This window comes from uncultured Hymenobacter sp., assembly GCF_964242765.1.
GTDB lineage: Bacteria > Bacteroidota > Bacteroidia > Cytophagales > Hymenobacteraceae > Hymenobacter.
This window is the reverse complement of record NZ_CAXTBM010000001.1, coordinates 60,342-83,881: the sequence shown is the minus strand read 5'-3', so window position 1 is coordinate 83,881 and position 23,540 is coordinate 60,342. Positions and strand designations below refer to the sequence as shown.

At 56.5% G+C, this 23,540-nt stretch carries 18 protein-coding genes; 8 read left to right on the top strand and 10 right to left on the bottom strand.

From position 1 onward, the window contains the following. Positions 1 to 32: 32 nt before the first annotated feature. Positions 33 to 1,385 carry a M20/M25/M40 family metallo-hydrolase gene (locus ACFE7X_RS00275; RefSeq protein WP_375433646.1) on the bottom strand — a complete coding sequence of 451 codons (1,353 nt, stop codon included), beginning with the start codon at positions 1,383 to 1,385 and terminating at the stop codon, positions 33 to 35. Positions 1,386 to 1,479: 94 nt separating this feature from the next. Here ACFE7X_RS00275 and ACFE7X_RS00270 point away from each other — a divergent pair, with 94 nt between their 5' ends. Then, entirely contained in the window at positions 1,480 to 1,929 is a 450-nt protein-coding gene (locus ACFE7X_RS00270) for an META domain-containing protein (RefSeq protein ID WP_375433645.1), read from the top strand. A 149-nt stretch (positions 1,930 to 2,078) separates the two neighbouring features. Here the strand turns inward: ACFE7X_RS00270 and ACFE7X_RS00265 are convergent, their stop codons facing one another. Both ACFE7X_RS00265 and ACFE7X_RS00260 read right to left on the bottom strand, forming a co-directional pair. Next, positions 2,079 to 2,822, bottom strand: a complete 744-nt coding sequence (locus tag ACFE7X_RS00265) for a hypothetical protein (RefSeq protein WP_375433644.1) — start codon at positions 2,820 to 2,822, stop codon at positions 2,079 to 2,081. 92 nt (positions 2,823 to 2,914) lie between these two features. Beyond that, positions 2,915 to 6,364 carry a pyruvate carboxylase gene (locus ACFE7X_RS00260; RefSeq protein WP_375433643.1) on the bottom strand — a complete coding sequence of 1,150 codons (3,450 nt, stop codon included), beginning with the start codon at positions 6,362 to 6,364 and terminating at the stop codon, positions 2,915 to 2,917. A gap of 274 nt (positions 6,365 to 6,638) precedes the next feature. On the opposite strand from ACFE7X_RS00260, the gene ACFE7X_RS00255 reads away from it, so the two are divergent. The 7 genes from ACFE7X_RS00255 (at position 6,639) to ACFE7X_RS00225 (ending at position 15,617) form a co-directional block, all read left to right on the top strand. Further along, positions 6,639 to 7,352 (top strand): SDR family NAD(P)-dependent oxidoreductase, encoded by a 714-nt coding sequence (locus ACFE7X_RS00255; protein ID WP_375433642.1) that lies wholly within the window; start codon positions 6,639 to 6,641, stop codon positions 7,350 to 7,352. A 116-nt stretch (positions 7,353 to 7,468) separates the two neighbouring features. Next, a complete protein-coding gene (locus ACFE7X_RS00250; RefSeq protein ID WP_375433641.1) occupies positions 7,469 to 8,791 on the top strand; it encodes a cryptochrome/photolyase family protein in 1,323 nt (440 codons plus the stop codon). Positions 8,792 to 8,863: 72 nt separating this feature from the next. Next, the gene (locus ACFE7X_RS00245; protein ID WP_375433640.1) at positions 8,864 to 9,550 is read left to right on the top strand and encodes a TetR family transcriptional regulator C-terminal domain-containing protein; all 687 of its coding nucleotides are present in this window, start codon (positions 8,864 to 8,866) and stop codon (positions 9,548 to 9,550) included. Positions 9,551 to 9,680: 130 nt separating this feature from the next. Continuing rightward, on the top strand, positions 9,681 to 11,000 hold the full coding sequence (locus ACFE7X_RS00240) for an ABC1 kinase family protein (protein ID WP_375433639.1): 1,320 nt from the start codon (positions 9,681 to 9,683) through the stop codon (positions 10,998 to 11,000). Positions 11,001 to 11,117: 117 nt separating this feature from the next. After that, complete coding sequence (locus tag ACFE7X_RS00235) at positions 11,118 to 11,981, top strand: dienelactone hydrolase family protein (protein ID WP_375433638.1); 864 nt, start codon at positions 11,118 to 11,120, stop codon at positions 11,979 to 11,981. A 301-nt stretch (positions 11,982 to 12,282) separates the two neighbouring features. Continuing rightward, on the top strand, positions 12,283 to 15,330 hold the full coding sequence (locus ACFE7X_RS00230; protein WP_375433637.1) for a nidogen-like domain-containing protein: 3,048 nt from the start codon (positions 12,283 to 12,285) through the stop codon (positions 15,328 to 15,330). A gap of 74 nt (positions 15,331 to 15,404) precedes the next feature. Next, positions 15,405 to 15,617, top strand: a complete 213-nt coding sequence (locus ACFE7X_RS00225) for a PID-CTERM protein-sorting domain-containing protein (RefSeq protein WP_375433636.1) — start codon at positions 15,405 to 15,407, stop codon at positions 15,615 to 15,617. A 405-nt stretch (positions 15,618 to 16,022) separates the two neighbouring features. On the opposite strand, the gene ACFE7X_RS00220 is transcribed toward ACFE7X_RS00225, so the two are convergent. From ACFE7X_RS00220 to trpB, 7 genes are all read right to left on the bottom strand, one after another. Further along, positions 16,023 to 16,757, bottom strand: coding sequence for a phenylalanine 4-monooxygenase (locus ACFE7X_RS00220; RefSeq protein ID WP_375433635.1), 735 nt, complete (start codon positions 16,755 to 16,757; stop codon positions 16,023 to 16,025). Between the two features lie 403 nt (positions 16,758 to 17,160). Next, a complete protein-coding gene (locus tag ACFE7X_RS00215) occupies positions 17,161 to 18,201 on the bottom strand; it encodes a DoxX family protein (RefSeq protein ID WP_375433634.1) in 1,041 nt (346 codons plus the stop codon). A gap of 48 nt (positions 18,202 to 18,249) precedes the next feature. Continuing rightward, a complete protein-coding gene (locus tag ACFE7X_RS00210; RefSeq protein WP_375433633.1) occupies positions 18,250 to 18,642 on the bottom strand; it encodes a hypothetical protein in 393 nt (130 codons plus the stop codon). Between the two features lie 93 nt (positions 18,643 to 18,735). Continuing rightward, positions 18,736 to 20,106, bottom strand: coding sequence for a helix-turn-helix domain-containing protein (locus tag ACFE7X_RS00205; protein ID WP_375433632.1), 1,371 nt, complete (start codon positions 20,104 to 20,106; stop codon positions 18,736 to 18,738). A gap of 82 nt (positions 20,107 to 20,188) precedes the next feature. Then, positions 20,189 to 21,202 carry a 3-deoxy-7-phosphoheptulonate synthase gene (aroF, locus tag ACFE7X_RS00200; protein ID WP_375433631.1) on the bottom strand — a complete coding sequence of 338 codons (1,014 nt, stop codon included), beginning with the start codon at positions 21,200 to 21,202 and terminating at the stop codon, positions 20,189 to 20,191. Positions 21,203 to 21,417: 215 nt separating this feature from the next. Further along, complete coding sequence (gene trpA, locus ACFE7X_RS00195) at positions 21,418 to 22,200, bottom strand: tryptophan synthase subunit alpha (RefSeq protein WP_375433630.1); 783 nt, start codon at positions 22,198 to 22,200, stop codon at positions 21,418 to 21,420. A gap of 93 nt (positions 22,201 to 22,293) precedes the next feature. Beyond that, the gene (trpB, locus tag ACFE7X_RS00190) at positions 22,294 to 23,493 is read right to left on the bottom strand and encodes a tryptophan synthase subunit beta (RefSeq protein ID WP_375433629.1); all 1,200 of its coding nucleotides are present in this window, start codon (positions 23,491 to 23,493) and stop codon (positions 22,294 to 22,296) included. Positions 23,494 to 23,540: the final 47 nt, after the last annotated feature.

Genomic DNA, 23,540 nt, shown 5'->3' with positions numbered 1-23,540 from the left:
TAAGCAAGCAAAATTCCGATCAGCTTGTTCATTTAAGGTTTCTGCGTAGCAGCGGCTTCCGGCGCAATACGCGTGGGGGTTTGCTGGCCGGCTATGATGCCTGTAGCACTACGGGCAATAGCACTGATTGTAGCTGTCATATTCGCTAGATTCAGTGATTCCACCTCGTCGTCTACCGAATGATAAAGCTTGTCGGTGGGGATTTGGTCGGTGCTGATGCTGTGCGCTGGTACGCCCAAGCGGGCCAGCGTGGCATTGTCGGAGCGGTAAAACAAATTCTGCTCGGGGTATGGGTCTGGCTCGAAATGAAAGGAAGTACCCTGCAAGTTGGCTTGCAGCAACGGGCCAAAATCGGACCTCTCGAAGCCGGTGATGAAAGCAGCATTAGCCCCAAACTTGGATAGCTTGCCAATCATTTCGATGTTGAACATAGCCACAATCTTGGCGGGGTCGAGTTGCTTCGAGAAGTACTGAGACCCGAAGCCCCCAATTTCTTCGGCCGTGAAAGCTACAAAAACCAAGGTGCGCGCGTTGTCGTTTTTCTTCTTGAAATATTCGGCCAAAGCTACCACAGCTGTGGTACCAGTAGCATCATCGTCGGCCCCATTGGCAATCGAGTCGCCGGCCACGGGCGGCAGAAAGCCGATGTGGTCGTAGTGCGCCGAAAAAACGACTTGTTCGGCGGCGCGGGCGGAATTCTTGCCCGGTAGCACCCCCACCACATTGCGCAGTTCCACCGTACGCACCGTTGTGCTGGCGGCCACCTTGAACGTGACCTTGCCAGCGGGCAGTGCCGGCGTCAGCACCACAACGCTGGAGAAGGGGCTACCCGTTTTTTCCGCCCGTACGCTGCTGTGGCTTACGTAGTCGGCTATGCGTTTGAAATTAGCGACATGCGCGGGGTCGAGCAGCACCATGGTATTCTCGCGAGGGCGCAACATATCGCGCATATATTGCTGGGGATTCTCCTGCGGACCCACAACCAGAACCCGCGTGGCAGGCTCGTCGGTATCGGTCCAGTTCAGGCTGGGCTGGCTGGAAACAAGCAACACCTTGTCCTTGGCTACGGGCGCGTTGTTGAGCGTCACCAGCAAGGACTCCACGCGCGTCTCATACGCCGGAAAAACCTGTTCGTAGCTGGTGATACCGGGCAGCATTTGCAATCCAATCCGTTGAAATTCGGTGCTCAAGAATTGCGCGGCCCGTAAGCCACTCGGCTGGCTGGCCGCCCGGCCCTGCATATCATCGGCCGCCAACGTGCGTATCACGCGCTCCACAGTAGTTGCCGAAACCTCTCCGACTGGTGCGGGAGTGCTTTTTTTCTGGGCTTGTAACTGAAAAGCAAAGAGCAATAGAAACAGAACGGGAAGGAAGAATTTACGCATGACGCAAAATAACCGTTTTGCTCGTCTGCTTGTACAATTCAATTGCTACCTTCTCGTATTTTAGTTGGCAGTGCACATTATTCTACTTCGCCTTATGCTTTTTCTGCTCCGTGTAGCACTCGGATTACTCTCGCTGCTGGCCGCCTGTCGATCCACAGCCCCAACTTCGCAGTCATCACCTACCACCCCATTGGCCTCCTTGCGTAACACGCGCTGGGTGCTTCAAACCCTGAATGGCCAGCCCGCTCCCACCCCAACCCAAGGCGAAGTGTATCTGCTACTACGGGCCAACGAATTGAATACCGAGGGCAACGCCGGCTGCAACCGGTTCCGGGGTTCCTTTGAACTCCCCGCCGATGGGCAACTTCGTTTTGGGCCGCTACTTTCCACCAAAATGGCGTGTCCGGCTCTCGCCACCGAAACTAGCTTCCTAAACGCCCTGGCAAATACACGCACCTACCAAATCAGCGGCGACACGCTGCGGCTTTTCGCAGAGGCAGCAACGCAGCCCGAAGCCGTGCTCCACGCAGTGTATCTGCGCTAGCGCCGCGTGGCAAGCTTTGCTTCGATGAAAAAGCGTCCTACTCCCTCGAAACCGATACCTCTGCATTTAAACAAGTCAGCCCGTGTAGCGGCACCAGAAATACCAGTTCTGACGCCACTACACGGAACTCGTCTTCCGAACATTCTTCTCTACTTGGGGTCAATGGCATCGAGCACGGCAACCCAATCAACATCGGTTTTGGCCGTTTGAGCTGCTGCCGATTGCTTGAGGGCCGTAGCTAACTCAGGAACGGCAGCTTGCAGCGCTTTCACATTCAGCTTAACCGGCAACAGGCTGGCATCGGGGCGGCGCAGATAATACACGTTTTTATCTTCGACTCTGTCGTATTGCTCTCCTGTGTTGTAAGCGCCCGTATTGCCCGCTTTGCGCAGCACTTTTACGTACCGCTTCAGCAGTGCGTAACGCCCCTCGTGCAGTACCTCCACGTAGTCGGTGCGCTGGTTGGGCACGGGCGCTTCTTCGAAACGCCGAAACACCCGCTGTCGGGTCGTGGTAGTACCCGCAACCGGTTCTGCCAACTCGAAACGCGTCACGGCCCGATCATCAAGTTGCAGAGAATCGGCCGCCCGGTTGAGGGGCCGCATGAGTAGGCGCTGATTCAGCACATCGTACTTAAGCGGCACCGGTGCCAACGGTAGCTTGGTGGAAAGCGTGAGCCGCGCCAACAGCCACCGATTGTCGACGTACGGCGACCCTATCACTCCCGCACTGGTGGGTTTGCGTATGATGGCGGCGTCTCCCCGGCCGAGCGCATCGATATTGGCCCGCGCCGCCGCGCCGGTTTGTTCGGCGGGCGGTGGGGAGGCACTTTGGGCAGAAGCCACCGAACCAACTAGCAGCAAAACAGCAATAGAAAACAAATGCGCAGTCATACCTTAAGAACTAAACTATATCTGAAAAGTGGTTAATGGCCTTTATTTCAAGCTTTGCCACTTTTCAAACAATATAATAGCTTCCACTTTTACTACGCCAGCGTCAGCACCAAATCGTCGGCGTTGACGAGGGTGCCTTCCGGCAGGTGCAGGCTTTGCACAGTGGTATCTTCGGGAGCCGTGATGGTGGTTTCCATCTTCATGGCCTCGATGATGAAGAGTGGAGAATTGCGCTTCACTTCTTCGCCGTCTTTTACCAGCACTCTCGAAAGCAGTCCTTGCAGCGGCGCGCCTATCTGCTTGGTGTTCACCTTGTCGGCTTTCTGGTTCAGTACGCGCTTCACCTCCACGCTTAGGTCGCGCACTTCCACGTTGCGGGTCTGGCCGTTGAGGTTGAAGAAGATGGTGCGGTTGCCATCTTCGTTCACCGTACCAACGGATTGCAAGCCCACGATAATGCTTTTGCCGCGGGCAATATCCACAATGGTTTCTTCGCCCGGCTGCAAGCCATAATAGAACACGGGCGTGGGCACGATGCTGGCGTCGCCGTACTGCACCAAGTGCGCCCAGTACTGCTCGAACACTTTCGGGTACAGCAGCCACGACAGTAAGTCCGTGAACTTGGCGCGGGTACCAAACTTTTCCTCGAACTTCTGCCACTCCGCCTCGAAGTCGATAGGCGCCAAGTGCTCATTAGGCCGGTCAGTGAAAGGCTGCTCGTCTTTGAGAATAACGCGTTGCACATCCTCGGGCCAGCCGCCTTCGGGCTGGCCAATGTCGCCGCGGAACAGGTCGCGTACCGATTCTGGGAAATTGAGGCTTTCCCCGCGTTCCACCACATCTTGGGTGGTGAGGTTGTTGGAAACCAGGTACAGCGCCATGTCGCCCACCACTTTCGAGGAGGGCGTCACCTTGGGAATGTCCCCGAAGAGCAGGTTCACATCCGCAAACGTGCTCTTGATGGTTTCGAACTTGTCGAGCAGGCCCAACGATGCCGCTTGGGGCCGCAGGTTGCTGTACTGCCCGCCCGGAATTTCGTGCTGAAACACCTCAGAGGTGCCCGCCTTTAAGCCCGACTCGAACGGGTAGTAGTGCTCCCGCACCGTCTCCCAATAGTTGCTGAACTCGTTGAGCGAGGGTTGGTTGAACTCGCGGTGGCGCGGCTGCCCGCGTAGCATTTCCACCACGGAGTTGAAATTGGGTTGCGACGTCAAACCCGACAAACTGCCCAGCGCCACGTCAATCACATCAACGCCCGCTTCCACCGCCTTCAAATAAGTAGCCGCCTGCAACGACGACGTGTCGTGGGTGTGCAGATGGATAGGCAAGCTGATGGTGTCGCGCAGGGCCGTGATAAGCTCGGTAGCCGCATAGGGCTTCAGCAGCCCGGCCATGTCCTTGATGCACAGGATATGCGCGCCGGCTTCCTCGATCTGGCGGGCCAGGCGCAGGTAGTATTCGAGGTTGTACTTCTGGTTGCGCTTGGGGTCCAGGATGTCACCGGTGTAGCAGATGCTGGCTTCGGCCAACCGGTCGGTTTTGTTGCGCACGAAGCCTATGCACGCCTCCATGCCCGGCATCCAGTTCAGCGAGTCGAAAATGCGGAATATGTCGATGCCGGTTTCGGCGGCTTGCTGTACAAACCGCTCGGTCAGGTTGTCGGGATAGGCCTTGTAGCCCACGCCGTTGGCCCCGCGGATCAGCATTTGGAGCAGAATATTGGGAATGGCTTTACGCAACTGCGCTAGGCGAGCCCAAGGGTCTTCGTGCAGAAAACGCAGCGCCACGTCGAAGGTGGCGCCGCCCCAGCATTCCAGCGAGAAGGTTTGGGGGTGCTGGTGGGCGTAGCGCTCAGCCACTTTCATCATGTCCGAGGTCCGCATGCGGGTAGCGAGCAGGCTTTGGTGCGAATCGCGCAGGGTGGTATCGGTGTAGTGAATCTGCTGGTCGTCGCGCAGCCACTTCGCAAATTCCTCGGGGCCTAGCTCCGTGAGCTTGTTTTTCGTGCCGGGCTGCAAGGGCGTGTCGGGGTCGTATTGCGGCAGGCGCGGCTTGCGCAGTTCTTTGCGCTCATCCACGAGGCCTTTCACGTCGGGGTTGCCGTTCACGATGATTTCGCCCAGGAAGTTGAGCACTTTGCTGGCGCGGTCTTGGCGGGTTTTGAACTTGAACAGTTCGGGGTGGTCCTTGATGAAATCGACGGTGGCCGACCCGCTCCCGAAAATAGGGTGCGCAATGATATTTTGCAGAAACTGGATGTTGGTGCGCACGCCGCGCACCCGGAACTCGTCGAGCGTCCGGGCCATTTTGGTGGCTGCCTCCCTGAGCGTGGGCGCGTGGGCCGATACTTTTACCAGCAAGGAGTCGAAGAAGGGCGACACTTTCACGCCGGTGTACACCGAGCCTTGGTCGAGCCGGATGCCGAAGCCGCCGGCCGAACGGTACGCGGTGATGGTGCCATAATCGGGCTTGAAGTCGTTGATGGGGTCTTCGGTGGTGATGCGGCACTGAATAGCGTAGCCGTTTTTGAGCGGCTTGTTGTCGCCGCCCAACCCGATTTCGGGGTCCGTGAGGCGCTTGCCATCAGCAATGTGAAGCTGCGTTTTGATGAGGTCCACGCCCGTAATCATCTCCGTAACGGTGTGCTCCACCTGAATGCGGGGGTTCACCTCGATGAAGTAGATGCGGTCCTGCTCGGGGTTTACTAAAAACTCGACGGTACCCACGTTGTTGTAGCGCACGGCCCGGCCCAGGCGCAACGCGTACTCGTACAAAAGGTGGCGCATGTGGTCGGGCAGGTTCAGCGAGGGCGCCACTTCCACCACTTTCTGATAGCGCCGCTGCACCGAGCAGTCCCGCTCGTAGAGATGCACCAGGCCGCCGTGGTTGTCGGCTACCAACTGCACCTCGATGTGCTTGGGCTGCTCCACAAACTTTTCCAGGAACACGGTATCGTCGCCGAAGGCTTTTAAGGCTTCGTTACGAGCCTCGAAGAAGCCGCGCTCCAACTCCTCATCGTCCCGAATAACCCGCATACCCCGGCCTCCCCCACCCGAAGCCGCTTTCAGCATCACCGGGTAGCCGATGCGGTGCGCTTCTTCCTGCGCAATCGGTAAGTCAGTAAGGTCTTGGGTGCTGCTCTCGATGATGGGCACCTGGCACTGCACGGCCACTTTCTTGGCGGCTACTTTGTCGCCTAGCGCGTCCATCACCTCGGGCCGCGGCCCCACAAAGATGATGTTCTCTTCGGCGCACCGCCGGGCTAGCGTGGCATTTTCCGACAAGAAGCCGTAGCCCGGATGAATCGCATCAACGCCGTTTTCTCTAGCCGTCCGAATCAAACCTTCAATATCCAAGTAAGGCTTCAGCGGCTCGTCATCGCGCCCGATCTGATACGCCTCGTCGGCTTTGTAGCGGTGCAGCGAATAACGGTCCTCGTAAGTGTAAACCGCTACCGTTGTAATACCGAGTTCGGTGGCAGCACGCATGACGCGAATGGCAATTTCGCCCCGGTTGGCGACTAGCAGCTTGCGAATGTTCATCTTGAAATATGCGGTGTTAAAGTAGAACAAGAATGCGTGTGGCAAGCTACTCAAAGAGTTGGGAAATAGGAGCGAAAATTCGCTTTCACTTTTATTTACAAGTACTTTTCAAAATAATTCCAGGCAGAAATTGTCAAATTACTCAGCTTTTCATCTGCCTATTAAGATTTATGCTACTACAGCCTTAGTAAGTAACTGTACTGATTGAAGTGGTCGGCAAACCTTAGATGCACCATTCAGTTGTCATGAAACCCTTTTCATCTGACTTCACTGCATGGAATTTGCTAACCAGAACATCTTGCTCGTTGGGGCTTCGTCGGGTATCGGGCTAGCCACGGCCCGGTTGCTGCATAAGCTCAACGCTCACCTTTACACGGCGTCGCGCCACCTCTCCCCGGAACTGGCCGAGCTAGGCACTACCTTCTTGGAACTAGACGTAACGCAGCCCATTGGCACCGCCCTCGATGGGTTGCCCGAGGAGCTGCACGGCGTGGTGTATTGCCCCGGCAGCATCAAGCTGCGGCCGTTCGAGCGGATTCCGGTGGCTGATTTTCGGGCTGATTTCGAGTTGAACGTGCTCGGCGCCGTGCAAGTGCTGCAAGCCACGATGAAGCGGCTCAAGAAGGCGGGCGGCGGCTCGGTGGTGCTGTTCAGCACAGTAGCCGCCGACACGGGCATGAGCTTCCACACCAGTATTGCCACCGCCAAAGCCGCCGTGGAGGGCCTTACCCGCGCCCTGGCCGCCGAGTATGCGGCCAGCAACATCCGCGTCAACGCCATAGCACCGTCCCTGACGGATACGCCCCTGGCTGCGGCCTTGCTCAACACCCCCGAAAAGGTGGAAGCCGGCGCCAAACGCCACCCCTTGCAGCGCATCGGCCAGCCGCAGGACCTGGCTTACATGGCTTCCTTCCTGCTCTCCGACCACAGTTCCTTTATCACCGGCCAAGTTATGCCCGTAGACGGCGGGATGGGCCGATTGAAGTAGGCTGTAGCGCGAAGCCTGAGCTTCGCGTGTTGTCGAGTGATTAGCCCCGTACCAACAGTGTTGTTTATTGTTTAATGATGCGCGCAGCGCAGGCTTCGCGCTACAGCCTACCGCCCATGAAAATCACGCTCTTTTGGCACCGGCGCGACATCCGTTTCCACGACAACGCAGGCTTGGCCGCGGCTTTGCAAAGCGGCTTTCCCGTGGTGCCGCTCTTTATCTACGACCGGGAAATTCTGGATTTGCTGCCGAGCCGGCGCGATGCCCGCGTCACCTTCATTTACGACGAGGTAGAACGACTAGGACGCAAGACCGACCAAGCGGGCGGGCAGTTGCTGGCTTTTTACGGCCGGCCACTGGAGGTTTTCGCGCAGCTACTAAAAACGCACGAAGTAGCCGCCGTGTACACCAATGAAGACTACGAGCCCTATGCTGCCGAGCGCGACACGGCCGTGGCCCAGCTCTGCCAGCAGCACGGCGCCACGTTTCAGGCGCTGAAAGACCAAGTTATTTTCGCCAAAAACGAGCTGCTCGGCAAGTCGGGCAAGCCGTCCAAGGTGTTCGGGGCGTACCGCAAGGCGTGGCTGGAAGCCTTGCGCGACGAGCACCTGCAACCGTATCCTTCCGCCGAGCTCTACGATGCCTCCCACCTCGCCAAGTTCCCGGACGCGCCGCCCCGGCCCACGCTGGCCGACATGGGGTTCGAGGAGTTCCGGCAGTTTGTACCCGCTGCCGAACTGCCTACCGACGAGCTGGTGCGCAACTACCACCTCACCCGCAACTCGCCGGGCCGGGTGGATAGCAGTACCCGCCGCTCGGTACATCTACGGTTCGGGACGCTGAGCGTGCGGGAACTGATGCGGCAGGCGCAGACGCTGAACCCCAAGCTGCTGGCCGAGCTTATCTGGCGCGACTACTTCATGATGCTGCTCTGGCACTACCCCAACACCGCCACCGAAAGCTACGAGCCCCGCCTGCGCCACGTACCCTACCGCAACAACGAAGACGAGTTCCGGGCGTGGTGCGAAGGCCGCACCGGCTACCCGCTGGTAGACGCCGGCATGCGCGAGATGAACGAAACCGGCTACATGCCCAACCGGGCCCGCATTGCCACGGCGGGTTTCTTAGTAAAGCAGCTGCTCGTTGATTGGCGGTGGGGTGATAAGTACTTCTCCGACAAGCTGCTCGACTACGACATGAGCCAGAACGTGGGCAACTGGCAGTGGATGGCCGGTACCGGCGTAGTGGCCGCGCCCTGGTTTCGGGTGTACAGCCCCGAAAGCCAGCTCAAGCAGTACGACCCCGAGCTTGCGTACGTGAAAAGATGGGTGTCCGAATACGGCACCAGCGCCTATCCGGCGCCCATCGTGGACCACAAATTTGCGCGGCAACGAGCCATTGAGACCCTGCGCGCTGCGTACCGAGCGGCAACTGTGTAGCGTAAGCGCAGAGCTTGAAGCAGATTTAAATAAACTCAACTAATCGGCTGTCCCGATGGTTATAGCAGCACTATGGAACAGCAACCTTCGCCTCAAGCAACGCCCGAGACAGCTAGCGCCAATAAAGTCCGGATCAAGCAAGCCTACCTCGACTATGTTCTCGACAAAGGCCACCAGCCCGCGTCGGTTTACAAGCTCACCAAGAAGCTAGGCTTGCCGGAGCAGGAGTTCTACCTGCACTACGCCAACTTCGATGCCATTGACCGGGAGTTGTGGGCTGATTTTGGCCGGGAGGCGCGGGCTACGGCCGCCAAGGAGCCCGTTTGGGAGCAGTACGGCGCCCGCGAAAAGCTGCTGGCCTTCTACTACACGCTCATCGAGATTCTTAAGCGCAACCGTAGCTACGCCCTTAATGCCCTGCGCCGTTCCCTCTCGAAAATGCCCGGTTTGACGCCTCGGGTGCTTGATGATTTTCGGCAGGAGTTTGAGGACTTCGTAGATGAAATTCTGCGCGAAGGCCGCCGCACCGACGAAATAGCCAGCCGCCAGCTAATCCAAGACGGTTATCCGCGGTTTTTCTGGCAGCAGCAACTGTTTGTGCTCGGCTTCTTCGCCAAAGATGAAAGCATCAACTTCGAGCGCACCGATGCGGCCATCGAAAAAGCCGTGACGCTAAGCTTCGACCTAGTCGGCCGCAACACGCTAGATTCCGCCACCGACTTCATTCGCTTTCTGTTGCACAGCCGGCGCCGCCGCTAGGCAGTGCTCCTCAATTTGAAGAAGAGAACGTCATGCTCGATCTGGCGTCCGCCTCTCGAAGCATGACACTCCTTTAGTTCGCTTCTTTTACTTCCCTGCGGCTGAAACGCCACTCGGGGTACAATCCCATATGTCCGACAGACCCGAGAGCAACTCTCTTTCCTCCCTTCCCACCACCAAAGTAGCGCGGGCAGCCCGTTTCGCTCGTACCGGCCTCAACGTAGGAGCCAACTACGTGAAGCACTATGCCAAGCGCGCAGTCGGCGCCGAAAGCACGACCGATGATCTGCACGCGGCTAACGCGGCCGAGTTGTACGGCACGCTGAGCGAAATGAAAGGCTCGGTGCTGAAAGTGGCGCAGATGCTGGCAATGGAGAAGAACCTGCTGCCTACTGCCTACGCCGACCAGTTTGCGCAGGCGCAATACCAAACGCCGCCTCTATCGGGGCCATTGGTGGTGAAGGCGTTCCGGGATGCTTTCGGGAAGTCGCCGTTCGAGGTGTTCGAGGAGTTCGACATCAACGCCCGGCAAGCGGCGAGCATCGGGCAGGTGCACTTTGCGCGCCAAGGCGGCAAGGCGTTGGCCGTGAAGGTGCAGTATCCCGGCGTGGCCGACAGCATCCGCTCGGATATTCGGCTGGTGAAGCCCATTGCGTTGCGCGTGCTGGGCCTAGACGAAGCCACCGTGCGTCCGTACTTGCAGGAAGTGGAAACCCGCCTCATCGAGGAAACCGATTACGCGCTAGAGTTGCGGCGCGGACAGGAAATAGCCGCGCAGTGTGCCGCGCTGCCCCACTTGGAATTTGCCGCTTATTATCCGGCCTTGTCCTCGGCCCGCATCCTGACCATGGACTGGCTGCCCGGCCTGCACCTCAAGGAGTTCCTGGTTACCGAACCCACCCAGGCCATACGCAATCAGCTAGGGCAGGCGCTGTGGGACTTCTACATGTTTCAGCTCAACGAGTTGCGCATGGTGCACGCCGACCCGCACCCCGGCAACTTTCTGCTGCGCGCCGAAGCCGGTGGCACCGTCGGCGTGCTCGACTTTGGCTGCGTGAAAGAAGTGCCCGCCAACGTGCACCGCCTTTTCAACGACCTGCTTACGCCCGAAACCTTGGCCGACCGCAGCCGCTTGGCCACCTTGCTTACCGAAGCCGGCATTCTGCGGCCCGATGATGCCGCTACCCGGCAAGACTTCTACTTGAACACCATGCAAGCGTCGCTGGAGCTAGTAGGCCGCCCGTTTCGGCAAGACGTTTTCGACTTCGGTGACCCCTCGTACATGCAGGCGCTCTACGCCCTCGGCGACGACCTGATGCAGCAGCCCGAGCTACGCCAGCAGCGCGAACCGCGCGGCTCCGAGCATTTCATTTACCTGAACCGGACGTACGTAGGGCTCTACGCTTTGCTCACGGAACTGCGGGCCGTAGTACGCACAGCCGCCGCTTAGTTGCACTTCCCTTAAATCGTTGCCTAGCTTGCCCGTTGCGGCGTCCCGCTTGCCCTTACTTCGTGTCGCTACAGGAGTAGGTGTGAGCGGGACTACTTTTCACCCACTTTTATTTCCATGAAAAAAATCTGGACTCTGTTTGCGGTGCTGTTAAGCACTCTTACCATGGCTTCGGCCCAAAGTGCCATGAGCTGCTGCGCAAAACCCACCAGCCAAAACGCGACGGAGGCATTTGCCATGCTCGCCACCAACGAGGATTTCTCGGGTGGCCACGATGCGCCTCTACCTTTCCGCTACGCCGGCGCAGGCCAACCTATCGAGTTCAAAACTCCGGACGGCAAAACCGGCAAAGGCTTCGAAATCAAAGCCGGCACGCCATCTGACAACTATTTGTTCGTGATTCACGAGTGGTGGGGCCTGAACGACTACATCAAGCAGGAAGCCGCGCAATACGCCAAAGACTTGCCTGGCGTCAACATCATTGCCCTCGACCTCTACGACGGCCAAGTGGCCAGCACCCCCGAAGAAGCTGGCAACTACATGCAAGCCGTAAAAACCGACCGCGCGCAGGCCATCGTCAGAGGGGCGGTGTTATACGCTGGCCCGAAAGCTCAGGTGGCAAGTGTCGGTTGGTGCTTCGGCGGGGGCTGGAGCTTGCAAACTGCGCTGCTGGCCGGCAAACAGGCCGTCGGGTGCGTGATGTACTATGGAATGCCAGAAAAAGACGTTGCCAAGCTTAAAAACTTGAATACGGACGTACTCGGCATCTTCGCCAGCCAGGATAAGTGGATCAATCCGGAAGTGGTAACGCAGTTTCAGAAGGATATGGCCGCTGCCAAGAAGAAGGTAACCATCAAGAGCTACGACGCCGACCACGCCTTTGCCAATCCTTCCAACCCCAAGTACAACAAAGCCTTCGGCGATGACGCTCACGCCTTGTCGGTGGCTTACCTCAAGAAAAACTTCAAGCTGAAAATCTAAAAGCTCGGCACTGACCCATCTATGACCTGAAGCCATATTATCAAGGAACTGCCTCAACAGGTGGTTCCTTTTCTTTTTCAGTGTTTCCTAAGGATAATACCGTCTAAAGTAAACTGGCTGTGGAAGATATAGACTGCAACAAATTTTATATAAATTTTCTAAGACATATTTTCATTAAATATATAATGCCCATATATTCAATAAAACTAATAAATAACTCATCTGCTGGCATCTTCTTAAGCTCGGTGGGTATCACTATACCGCCTCGCACCAGCCAATTTCAACTTCAATTTATTCACTTATGCGAAATCTTTTCTCTTTGCCAGTAGTATGGCTGCTGTCCAGCCTTTGTTTAGCCGGATTAGTAAAGCAGGAAGCCGTAGCCCAAACCACTCCACAGGTCCACGATCCGGCCAGCACTGACCCATTGTACACCATCCGTAAGCTACGTCAAGCTAGTCTTAGTGGCGTTAGCGCGGCGCCAAATCAATTTCGAAGTATCACTACAAGTTCAGCCGCACAGTTGCCCGCTTGTTTCGAACCGCTCGATTCTGTATCGGCTCCTTCAGCCGGCGGCTACATACCCATTCCGCGCAACGACGACGGCTCGTTCGGACCGGTTGCTTTAGGCTTCACCTATACGCTTTTCGGCACGCCCTACACGTCGGTCTACATCAACACAAACGGCAACATAACATTCAACGCGCCGCTCTCTGAATATTCGGCCTCGGGCTTCCCGATCAGCACACCGATGGTGGCTGGCTTCTGGGCTGATGTGGATACGCGGCCTGCTAACAGTGGCCGGGTTTGGTATAAGATATACCCAGACCGGCTGGTGGTGACGTGGAATCGGGTAGGCTATTTTGCTAATCAGATTGATAAGAAAAATACATTTCAGATTGTACTGCGCTCCAACACCACAGTTCCCGTAGCCGATGATGCCCTGTTTGCCTACGGCGATATGCAATGGACAACAGGCAGTGCATCGGGTGGAGTTAGTGGGTTTGGTGGTACGCTAGCCACGGTGGGTGCCAACCGGGGCATCAACAATGAGTTTATTCAAACTGGACGCTTCAACCTCAATGATGCCTCGCACCCCGACAACGTGAATGCTAGCGGGGTAAACTGGCTGGATGATCAGTGCATTTCCTACACCTTGTTTTCTAGTGGCAACCTGCCACCATCGGCCACAAACTTGCCTCTAAATAACACTATCACCGTAAATCAGGGCCAAACCGTCAGCATTGCTCCGCAGTTTTCGGGGCCCGAGGCCGGCCAAGCTATTACGCTAGCCGTGAATACTAATGGGCTCTGTAATGCCCTTTTCACAATAAGTGGGGGCATCAATCCAACACTAAATTTAAGCGTGACCGGAGGCCCTTGTAATGTAGGCACCTCCACTATTTTAATTACAGCTACCGACAATGGTACCCCGGTAGCCACCCGGCAGTTTCCAATAACGGTTATCGTAAATCCGCCCACAGCAGTTAACGGGCAATGGACGGGCAATGTGAGTACCGCATACTCGGAACCCGCCAACTGGAGCAACAATGTGCTGCCGACCAGTATCACCAACGTCACGATTCCGGCTTCGGCCGTTCGGATGCCGGTATTGAGCACGGCAGCCAGCACCAACAATTTCACTATTGCCACCGGCGCCACGCTCACCTTAGCTACCAACGGCACTTTAACCTTCACGGGCACCCTGCTAGCTAATGGCAGCTGCACCGGACCGGGCACCTTGGTTACGGCGGGTAGCGCACAGCAGAGCGTGGGCGGCGGCGGCCTGATATCGGTGGGGGAACTCACGGTGGGTGGCAGCGGAACTCAGCTTGCCGGCCCGGTGGCTGTAAGCCGGATGCTCACCCTCAACAGCACTTTGACCACCAACGCGCAACCGCTCACCCTACTCTCTAATGCTACGGGCACGGCTATGGTTGTTAATAATGGCGCCGCAACAGTAGTAGGTTCTGCAACGGTACAACGCTACATTAGCCCCTCACTGAACCCAGATAACGGCTACCGGCACTATAGCTCGCCAGTAAGCAACACTACCCTAGCCGACCTAATTACGTTAGGCTTCACTCCGGTCGTGAATCCGGCTTTCAATACGGCATCGAATCCGGCGGCGGTGCAGCCTTATCCTAATATATTCGGCTTCGATGAAACCCGTATTACCAGTGCGGCTCCCTCATTTGAGCAAGGCTGGTTTTCGCCGACTGCCCTCTCCAGCGTTATGCTGCCGGGTCTGGGCTTCACAGTCAACATCGCGGCAACTGCTACCGTTGACTTTGTGGGCACGCTCAACAACGGCCCAATAAGCCGTTCCGGCCTCACGTATGGAACCCAAACTGAATCGGGCTGGCACTTGCTCGGCAACCCCTATCCGGCACCTATCGATTGGTCTTCGACGGGGCTCAGCCTGTCGGGGCTCGATAATGCAGTGTACGTGTTTAAATCATCGGGACCCTATGAGGGCAGCTACAGCAGCTACGTGAATGGCGTCGGCGATGCCCGCTTTATTGCCGTGGGGCAGGCGTTTTTTGTGCGGGCAAGCACCCCGGGCAGTCCTGGTAACTTAACCTTCACAAATGCAGCTCGCCTCACCTCTTATCTGAACCCGGATTTCAATCGGAATCAGAACGCAAAAATTCGGCCCCTAATACAGCTTGATCTGGTAGGTGGCACCCGGCGCGACGCCGCTATACTCTACTTCGAACAAGGTGCCACTCCGAACTTCGACCGGGCTTTCGATGCCCATAAGCTCAGCAACAGCAACGGGCTCCAGATAGCTTTTGTGGCTGGCGCCGAGCAACTTTCTATCAGCGGCCTACCTACCCTAACCCGTGCCGACGTAGCCGTACCGTTAAGTGTTCGAGTCCCAACTACAGGCACCTATATTTTGGAAGCCGTTCAAGTGCAGAACCTGCCTGCCGGCTGCTATGCCTACTTGCAGGATGCGCAAACCGGTGCAACTATTGATCTAGACCAGCGCCCAGCCTACTCTTTTAGCATGGATGCCTCTTTCAGTGGCTCACGCTTCACACTGCTGCTCAGCTACGCTCGCATCTTAACTAACGCTAGCAGCCTTCTCAGCCACCAAGTGCAGCTTTACCCCAATCCTACCCACGATGCCGCCACGCTGCTCTTGCCAACAGCCATGCACAAACAAGCCGTCACGGCTACGCTGCTGAACCAGTTGGGGCAGTCGGTGCGCACATACACTTTACTGGCAGGCCAAGGGAGCGAGCAGCACACCTTATCCTTGAGCGGTATGGCCAAAGGAATCTACTCGCTCCGCTTAACTACGCTTAGCGGAATAGCCACAAAGCGTTTGATAATCGAATAAAAAGCAAGCTCTGTTTTTTCTACTCTGGTATCCGTCAGCTATGTTCTCATTCCTTGTTTCCAGCTTCTAGTTCCATGAAATCTTCGACAATCAATTTCCGATTTTCTCTCAGCGCTCTGCTGGCTTCTTTGATGCTGATCTTGGTGTCCTCTCCAACCCAGGCGCAGGGCCCTGGCTCGGGCGGACCAACGCCAACCGCGGTGCCCATTGACGGCGGCGTCTCCCTGCTGCTCGCTGCCGGCGGTGCCCTAGCGCTACGCCACCTGCGCCGCAAGAGTCGCAACTAACTTCAAGAACATACGACGCCAACAAGGAAAAGCCCGCCTGTAAGTACAAGCGGGCTTTTGACGGATTTACTGACTTGATACAAACTAGACTAGTAAAAGCAACTATGATATAAACCGTTCTTAGTTATTTAGACTGTTTGCTGAGGACGTTGTTTCGTTTGCTTAGCAAAGAAAATTCAATCATTAAGGATCTATTCTAAAAGCTTACTATAGGCTAACGGATAACCTTTATGCGTTAAGCTTCACTTCAACAAGCAAATAGAGTAGAAACCCACCCGGCTATTTCAAGTTGGAAGCAGTGGCGGTACTAGTATCCCCCCTCCCACTGCCCTGCTTCATACAACCTAAAAGGTAGCAGAACAGGCTCCTACACTATTGCTTGTTGTATTTATGAAGATAAAGAAGTTACTCTACCGGTTTAAGTTGCCAGTCGGAAGCTAGAATGGCTGCTAGTTCGGCTACGCTGCCGGTGAGGTGCTCCCAGTTGGGCAGCACGAAGTACTGCTCCTGCAAATGCGCTTCACTGTAGGGCGTGTGCAGCACGGTGGCCAAGTCGAAAGGGCGGCGGGTGCTGTCATCGGCAATGCAATGGTGAATCTCGCCCGATGACGACAGCAAACCAGCCCCGTACATACGGGTAGCGCCATTTTCCTCGACCAGCCCAAACTGCACCGTGAAACCGTAGAGGCGCTCCAGCCGCTCCAGGGCGGCGGCCTCATCTAAATGTTGCGCCGCGACGTGCCCCAGAAAATGCAGAAAATCGGCAAAGGCCTTGTCCATGAGCAGCGGCACGTGCCCGAATAGTCCGTGAAATAAATCGGGCTCCTCGATGAAATCGAACTGTGCCATGGAGCGAATCCAGACGGTGGCGGGAAACTTGCGCTGCGCCAGCAAACCGAAGAACTCGGCATCGTTGAGCATGCCATGCACGGGTTCTAACTGCCAACCGGTAGCCTGCCGCAGCCGCTCGCTCGTCTCCTCGAAATTAGGAATGGCGTTGCGGTGAAACCCAACGCGTTGCAGGCCATCGGCGAAAGCCTGGCAGGCACGTTTGTGCAGCAGAGCCGTTTGGCGGTCGAACAATACTTTCCAAACCAGTTGGTCATGGGCGGTGTACCGGTCGTAGTGTTGCTGTAACATGGGTATAAGGCAGAAAAAAACCCGGCTCCTTGTGTTAGGAGTCGGGCTTATAAGGTTTCAGAGGTTAAGCGTCATAATTCGCTTCTAGCTTCCGTACCGGCAAAGCAGCCCGACTCCGTCCCGCGCGGGACGAATATTGGATAGACAGAATTGTTTCACTTGCTGGCACGACATCATGGCAACAAATATATAGAATTTAGAAAACAAGATGTATCAGTCGAGCTTCTCTTTTTTATGAACAAACAAAAATTTATACAAAAATAACAATATCCCCCTTTTAACTGAATGGCAAAACACACTCATCCACTACTTTTTCCTGCTATACCCCCTTTACATTCAAGGGGCTTCTATAAATATTAGGCATTTTTGATGTAGATGCCATTAGAACTATAGGCTTGGGATTCTAACGGTGAAACTCATACTTATTGCGAACGATAAAGCCCATAGCAGCATCATACTTCACCTCTTTGAGCACGGAAAACTGGTGCGCTCCTAGCATGAGTGTGCGCCTGATTAGGCAATTCTTGTTGTCATCTTGGCCGCGGCCTTCAAGTACCAGTTCTAATGACTGATTGGGCATGCGCGTTTTTCGGTGAATTTCCAGTGGGGTACCGTCCCAAACCAAGCGGGTCCCGTTGGGGGAGAGCTGTAACTTGTCAGAACCTTTTACCTGTCCGCCTCCAGGTTCTTGGTAGATGAAATTCAACACCAGTTCCTGCGGGCTAGACTGCCTTCCGCTCAGTGAGGTAGCAAGGGTGACGGGCTTCTTGGTGGTGTAGTCGAGGTACGTGAGGGAGCCCTGCCATTGTTGGGCAATAGCATTCAGCTCATGCATGGTCACTTGAGTGGGAGCAGTTGGTGCCTGGGCGACGGCCATTCCAACCATCAGGAATACCAGCACAGTTGTCGTTTGGGCTTTCAATGCACTGCTCAGTGGCACCCTTGGGAGAAAACTGCCACTGCGCTGCACCAGCCAACAGTCCAGTGAGTAGCGCCCGCCACCAACCCCTGTCACGAGCACAAAAGACCAGAACAGCAGTTGCTGATAATACATGCCCAGAACAACTTCGGGCTCGCCATACCAGAGAAAGGCAATTACCAGAAACTGAAAAGCTAACTGTAGCCCGCTCCAACGGGCGAGCAAACCCACTGCTACCAGCAGGCCGCCCGCAAATTCGCCCCACGCCGCCAGCCACGCCCACAGATAAGGCGTGGGATACGTGAAGCCCAGATCAGCGACTTGCAACACAAACCAGTCGGGCGGACCCAGCGGGGTGGTACCGGCCGCTAGCTTGGCCGCTTCCTGCGTGGTAGTTAGGTTAACGAGTTTTGCCCAACCGGCGCCAATGGCAATGGACAGCCCGAGGTGCAGCCGGAAAAACAGCCAAGCCATGTCGGCGAAGCGGGACGAGAAGGGTCGGGTGGCAAACAAGAGCTTTTTCATGGCGAGATAAGAGCAAAGCAAGGAATTGATAGTGATAGAAGTTGGGGTTCAATTTCCTTGATTGTTGTCCTCGGTGCTCATTCTCAGCCCGGATTCGCCCGTGATGTACACATCCAAGTTGGCTTTCGTGCTAGTGGTATTGACCAGTACGGCCGCAGAGCCAGCGGCAAAACGAAGGGTAGCTTGCTGGCCGGGCTTGAGAGTAGCTTTGCCGACGAGGGCTCCGTTAGCAGGCCGCTCTTTTAACTCAACGGGCACCTTGCCCACGTTGCGCGCAGCTATCTTGAAAGCCCTGCGCTGCTCGCCGCCCAGCACAAACTGCTTGCCGGGCTCAATAAATAAGTTGGAGTGAACATTGCCCCAGCACGCGGTAGCTAGCAACAGCAAACCAGCAAATAAAGCCAACGGGGACTGACGGTGAAGGGCAACCAGCGCATGCATAAGCAAAGGAGTTAGGGGTAGTGAAACAATGCCCCAAAGGACCACCTCACTCCCACCCCAAGCGCCTCAGATTACTTTCCGGGACGTCCCAACTTATGAATTGAGGCCTGCCGCAACCTCACTTGGCGTTGCCCCACGCAGCTTTTTGAACACCCTGTTGAACGTGGATTTCGAGTTGAACCCCGATTCCAACGCCACTGCCAGCAACGTATAGTGCCGGAAACGCGGGTCGCGGAGGCGACGCTCAGCCTCGCGCACCCGGTACTCGTTCACGTAGTCGTTGAAGTTTTGCTGGAAACCCGTATTGATAACCCGCGACAATAGCGACGTGTTGGTGCCCAAGCGAGCGGCCAGTTCCGGCAACGTTAGTTCCGGCGCCAGGTAGGGCTGGTCGGTAGCCATAAGGTCAGTCAGGCGCGCCACCCAACGGGCTACTTCCGGGTCGGCGGCATCGGGCGCTGCCGATTCAGCAACCGCAACGGGCGGGGTGGATTCAATGGCTGCTCCGCCCAATGCTCCGGCGGCCGATACCGCATCGAAAGCAGTAGGCTGCCAAGTAGCAACCATACCAGGCGCTGCACGAATGGCGGGTTCTCTTTCCGTTGGGTGCTCGGGCACCGCTACAAACGGCGCATCAGGCTGTAACCCGTTGGCTATGGCAGGGGCAGGACTGAAATGCAGCGGCGCGGCCAGCCGGTCGTTGGTGAGCAGGCCGGCAATGCTAAGAAAGTAAATCAGGATGCCCGTGGCCAGGAATTCATACCATGCTTGGTAGTAGTTGAGCGACATCACACCCACGTTCACCACGGAGAACAGAAAAGTGATACTCACGCCCAAGAGCATAGCCACTAGCAGGTTGCGTAGCCACACAAACCGAATTTGCTCGGTATCCGAGAAATAATCGTTGATGTAGCGGCGGTATTGTCGGTACTCGCGCAGGGTCAGCCAGGCGTAGCACGCCACCGATACGTAGCCCAGTGCCTCCACCCCAAAGCCCACCCGCTCCTGCATGGCCGCTAGTTGGCCTTTCGTACCGAAGTGGTACGGAAACGGCACTCCGCGTACGCTATATTCCCACCCTACATCGATGCCAAATGCCAGTACCCGCCAACCTAAATACAGTAGCGCCGGCACAAAATGCAGCATCTGACGCCGCTCAAACCGAAAGTTTTGATTGGTAAGGCTGCGAAAATAGAAGTAAAGTGTCGGGCCTAGGGCCAGCCAATTCGCAAAAGGGAAGTAAAACATAAAGGTCGACAGCGCATTGTGCGCATCGTACCAGCCCCCAAACCCGAGCATCCACTGCGCCAATCGGATGGTGTGCAGCAGCAGCAGCAAAGCCAGCCACCCGTCGGAAGCTGTGCCATGCCGCCGCCCACGCGTCAGCAGCACCATGCTCACTACCACTCCTTGCAGAAAGAAAGGCAGCAACAAACTACTGTAGGCGCTGAAATAGAAGGTCATCCTTAGTGCATGATAATCAGACAACCTAAGTATACCATATCCCTACCAACTAAGCACCAAGCACGCGGCCCGAAGCACTAACTCACTCTAACTCCTGCCGCAGCGCGTACACCCTGCGCAGATTACGAATCAAGCGTCCCGACTCCTCGAAGTTCAGGGTTTGGGCGCCGTCAGAGGCAGCTTCTTCGGGTTTCTCGTGGGCTTCGTAGATGATGCCGTCGGCACCGGCCATCACGCCAGCCAGGGCCATAGTAGGTACGTACTCCCGGATGCCAATGCCGTGCGATGGATCCACGATGACGGGCAAGTGCGTTTTCTCTTTCAGAATGGGTACTGCGTTTAGGTCGAGGGTGTTGCGGCTGGCTGTTTCGAAGGTCCGAATACCCCGCTCGCACAAGATCAGCTTCTCGTTGCCACCCGAAAACACGTATTCCGCCGACGACAGCAATTCTTCCAGCGTACCCGAAATGCCGCGCTTAATCATCACCGGCTTATCAACACCGCCCAAGGCATCGAGCAGGTTGAAGTTCTGTGTATTGCGAGCACCCACCTGAAACACGTCCACATAGTCGTGCATCTCTTCTACCTGCGACACCTGCATCACCTCGGTAATGATTTTGATGCCGCGGGCCCGGGCCATCTGGTGGAACAGTTTCAACCCATCCATGCCCAACCCCCGAAATGAATACGGCGACGAACGTGGCTTAAATACGCCCCCACGCATAATGCGCACGTCGTTATCAATAAGGTGCTGCATCATTAGCTCCATTTGCAGCTCGCTCTCGATGCTGCACGGGCCGGCGGCCAGCGTCAAGCTGCCTTCCCCAATGCGCACCCCGTCGCCGAGGTCGAGCACCGTCGGGCGCACTCGCCACTTGCGGCTCACCAGCTTGTAGTCGTCGGACACCCGATGAATGTCGAGGATGCCCGGCAGTTGGCCGATGGTACGCAGGTCGAAGTCGGCCTTGCCAATGGCCACGAGGTAGTGCGCCCGCTGCGTGGTTACGTCCGTGGCCTTGTATTTAACAGCCTTGATGTGCGCCAGAATATCCGCCTTCGCGGCTTCGGTGATGTGGGGATCGAGCTGGATGATCATACTTTAGAAATCAAAAGGCACTAGGCCCAATTGGCCAATATTTTCCTGCATATGTGGTTTGTCATCCGTCATCTGTCATCCTGAGCTTGCGAAGAACCTTCTCACGCTAGCATGAGCCACTGTCTCGCGGGCTGTTTACGCGTGAGAAGGTCCTTCGCAAGCTCAGGATGACAGATGAAGAAGAGCTGATAGCTCACACTCGGCAGGAAAATAATTTAATTAAGAACTGACTGCACAAACCGCGTTGCGGCGGCGGGGGCATCATCGGTATTTTCCAACGCTTTGATGAAAGCTGAGCCGATGATAGCACCCTCGGCGTACTGGCAGGCATGCTGGAACGACGCTTTATCGGCAATGCCGAAACCAATGAGGCGCGGGTTGCGCAGCTGCATGTCCTCGATGCGCTGGAAATAAGCATCCTGCACGCCTTCGCCTTGCGTGTTGGCACCGCCCGTAGTACCTGGCCCCGAGACGAGGTACAGAAACGAATCCGTTAGCTCATCGATGCGGCGGATGCGGGAAGGAGCCGTTTGGGGCGTAATTAGGAACACCGGCTTCAGGTTGTGGCGCCGAAATATTTCCTGGTATTCATCCACATAATCGTCGAGTGGCAAGTCGGGCAGGATAACGCCATCGACGCCAGCAGCAGCAGCTTCGCGGCAGAAGTTTTCCACCCCAAATTGCATCACCGGGTTCAGATAGCCCATCAGCAAAATCGGCGTTTCGGGCACCTCCTTGCGGATGTCCTTGAGTTGCGTGAACAGCACCCGCATGTTCATGCCGTTTTGCAAGGCTACGGTGCTGCTCTGCTGAATCACGGGGCCGTCGGCGAGAGGATCGGAAAATGGCATTCCGATTTCGATGAGGTCGGCACCGGCAGTGGTCAGGGCCTTGAGCACCGGCACCGTGTCATGCAGGCGCGGATAGCCGGCGGTGAAATACACGTTGAGCAGCTTCTTGCCTTGCTTTTGGAAGACTTGTTGGATTCGGTTGTTCATTATCGGGTTTCCGCGGCAGGCACGGAGGATTGCACAAAGGGCACGGGGTTCTGCAACTTTCACAAAACCATCTGCGCCCCTGCGGGCTAATTCTTACTTAATAGTATCAGCGTACTTCATGTAGGTTTCCAGGTCCTTGTCGCCGCGGCCGGAAAGATTGATGACGACTACATCATCAGGCCCGGCGCCTAGCTGACCGAGAGCAGCCAGCGCATGGGCGGTTTCCAGCGCTGGAATAATGCCTTCCAAACGGCTACATTCCGCTACCGCCCGCAAAGCTGGTTCGTCTTCAATGGAAATGAACCGCGCGCGGCCTTCCGCTGCCAGATACGCGTGCAGCGGCCCAATACCCGGATAGTCTAGACCCGCCGACAGCGAATACGGCTCGGTAATTTGTCCATCTTCGTCTTGCATGAGCAGCGTGCGCGAGCCATGAATGATACCGGGCTTGCCCAACACCGACGTCGCGGCCGAGTGGCCGGAGGTAATGCCGTGTCCGGCCGCTTCCACCGCAATCAGCTGCACCGAAAGCTCATCGAGGAAGTGGTAGAACGCGCCGGCAGCATTGGAGCCGCCGCCCACGCAAGCCACTACGTACTGCGGCAGTTCCGAGCCCGTTTTCTCTAGCAACTGCTTGCGCATTTCCTCGCTGATAATGGCTTGCAAACGCGCTACCAAATCCGGATAAGGGTGCGGACCTACCACCGAACCAATGATATAGTGGGTGTCAACAGGATTGGAAATCCAGTCGCGGATGGCTTCGTTGGTGGCGTCCTTGAGGGTTTGGCTGCCGCTGGTAGCGGGGCGAACTTCGGCACCGAGCAGCCGCATCCGCTCCACGTTGGGGCGCTGCCGCTCCATATCCACTGAACCCATATACACGATGCACTCCATGCCCATCAGCGCGCACACCGTGGCCGTGGCTACGCCGTGTTGCCCGGCGCCGGTTTCGGCAATGATGCGGGTTTTGCCGAGGCGCTGCGCCAGCAGAATCTGCCCTACCGTGTTGTTGACCTTGTGGGCGCCCGTATGGCAAAGGTCTTCCCGCTTCAGAAAGATGCGCGTGTTATACTTCTTCGACAGCCGCTTGGCTTCGAACAGCGGCGTAGGCCGCCCCACAAAGTCGCGAAGGAGTTGCTGGTACTCGCGCTGAAACTCCGGGTCGGCAAGGATAGTGAGGTAGTTGTCGCGCAGCTCTTCCACGTTGGGATAGAGCATTTCGGGGATGAAGGCGCCCCCGAATTGGCCGTAGTAGCCGCGGGCAGTGGGTTCTTTATAGGTTGTAGGCGTCATGGCTCGTAGGGTTTCGGTGGGGATGATGCAGTTGCTTGCGGAGTGAT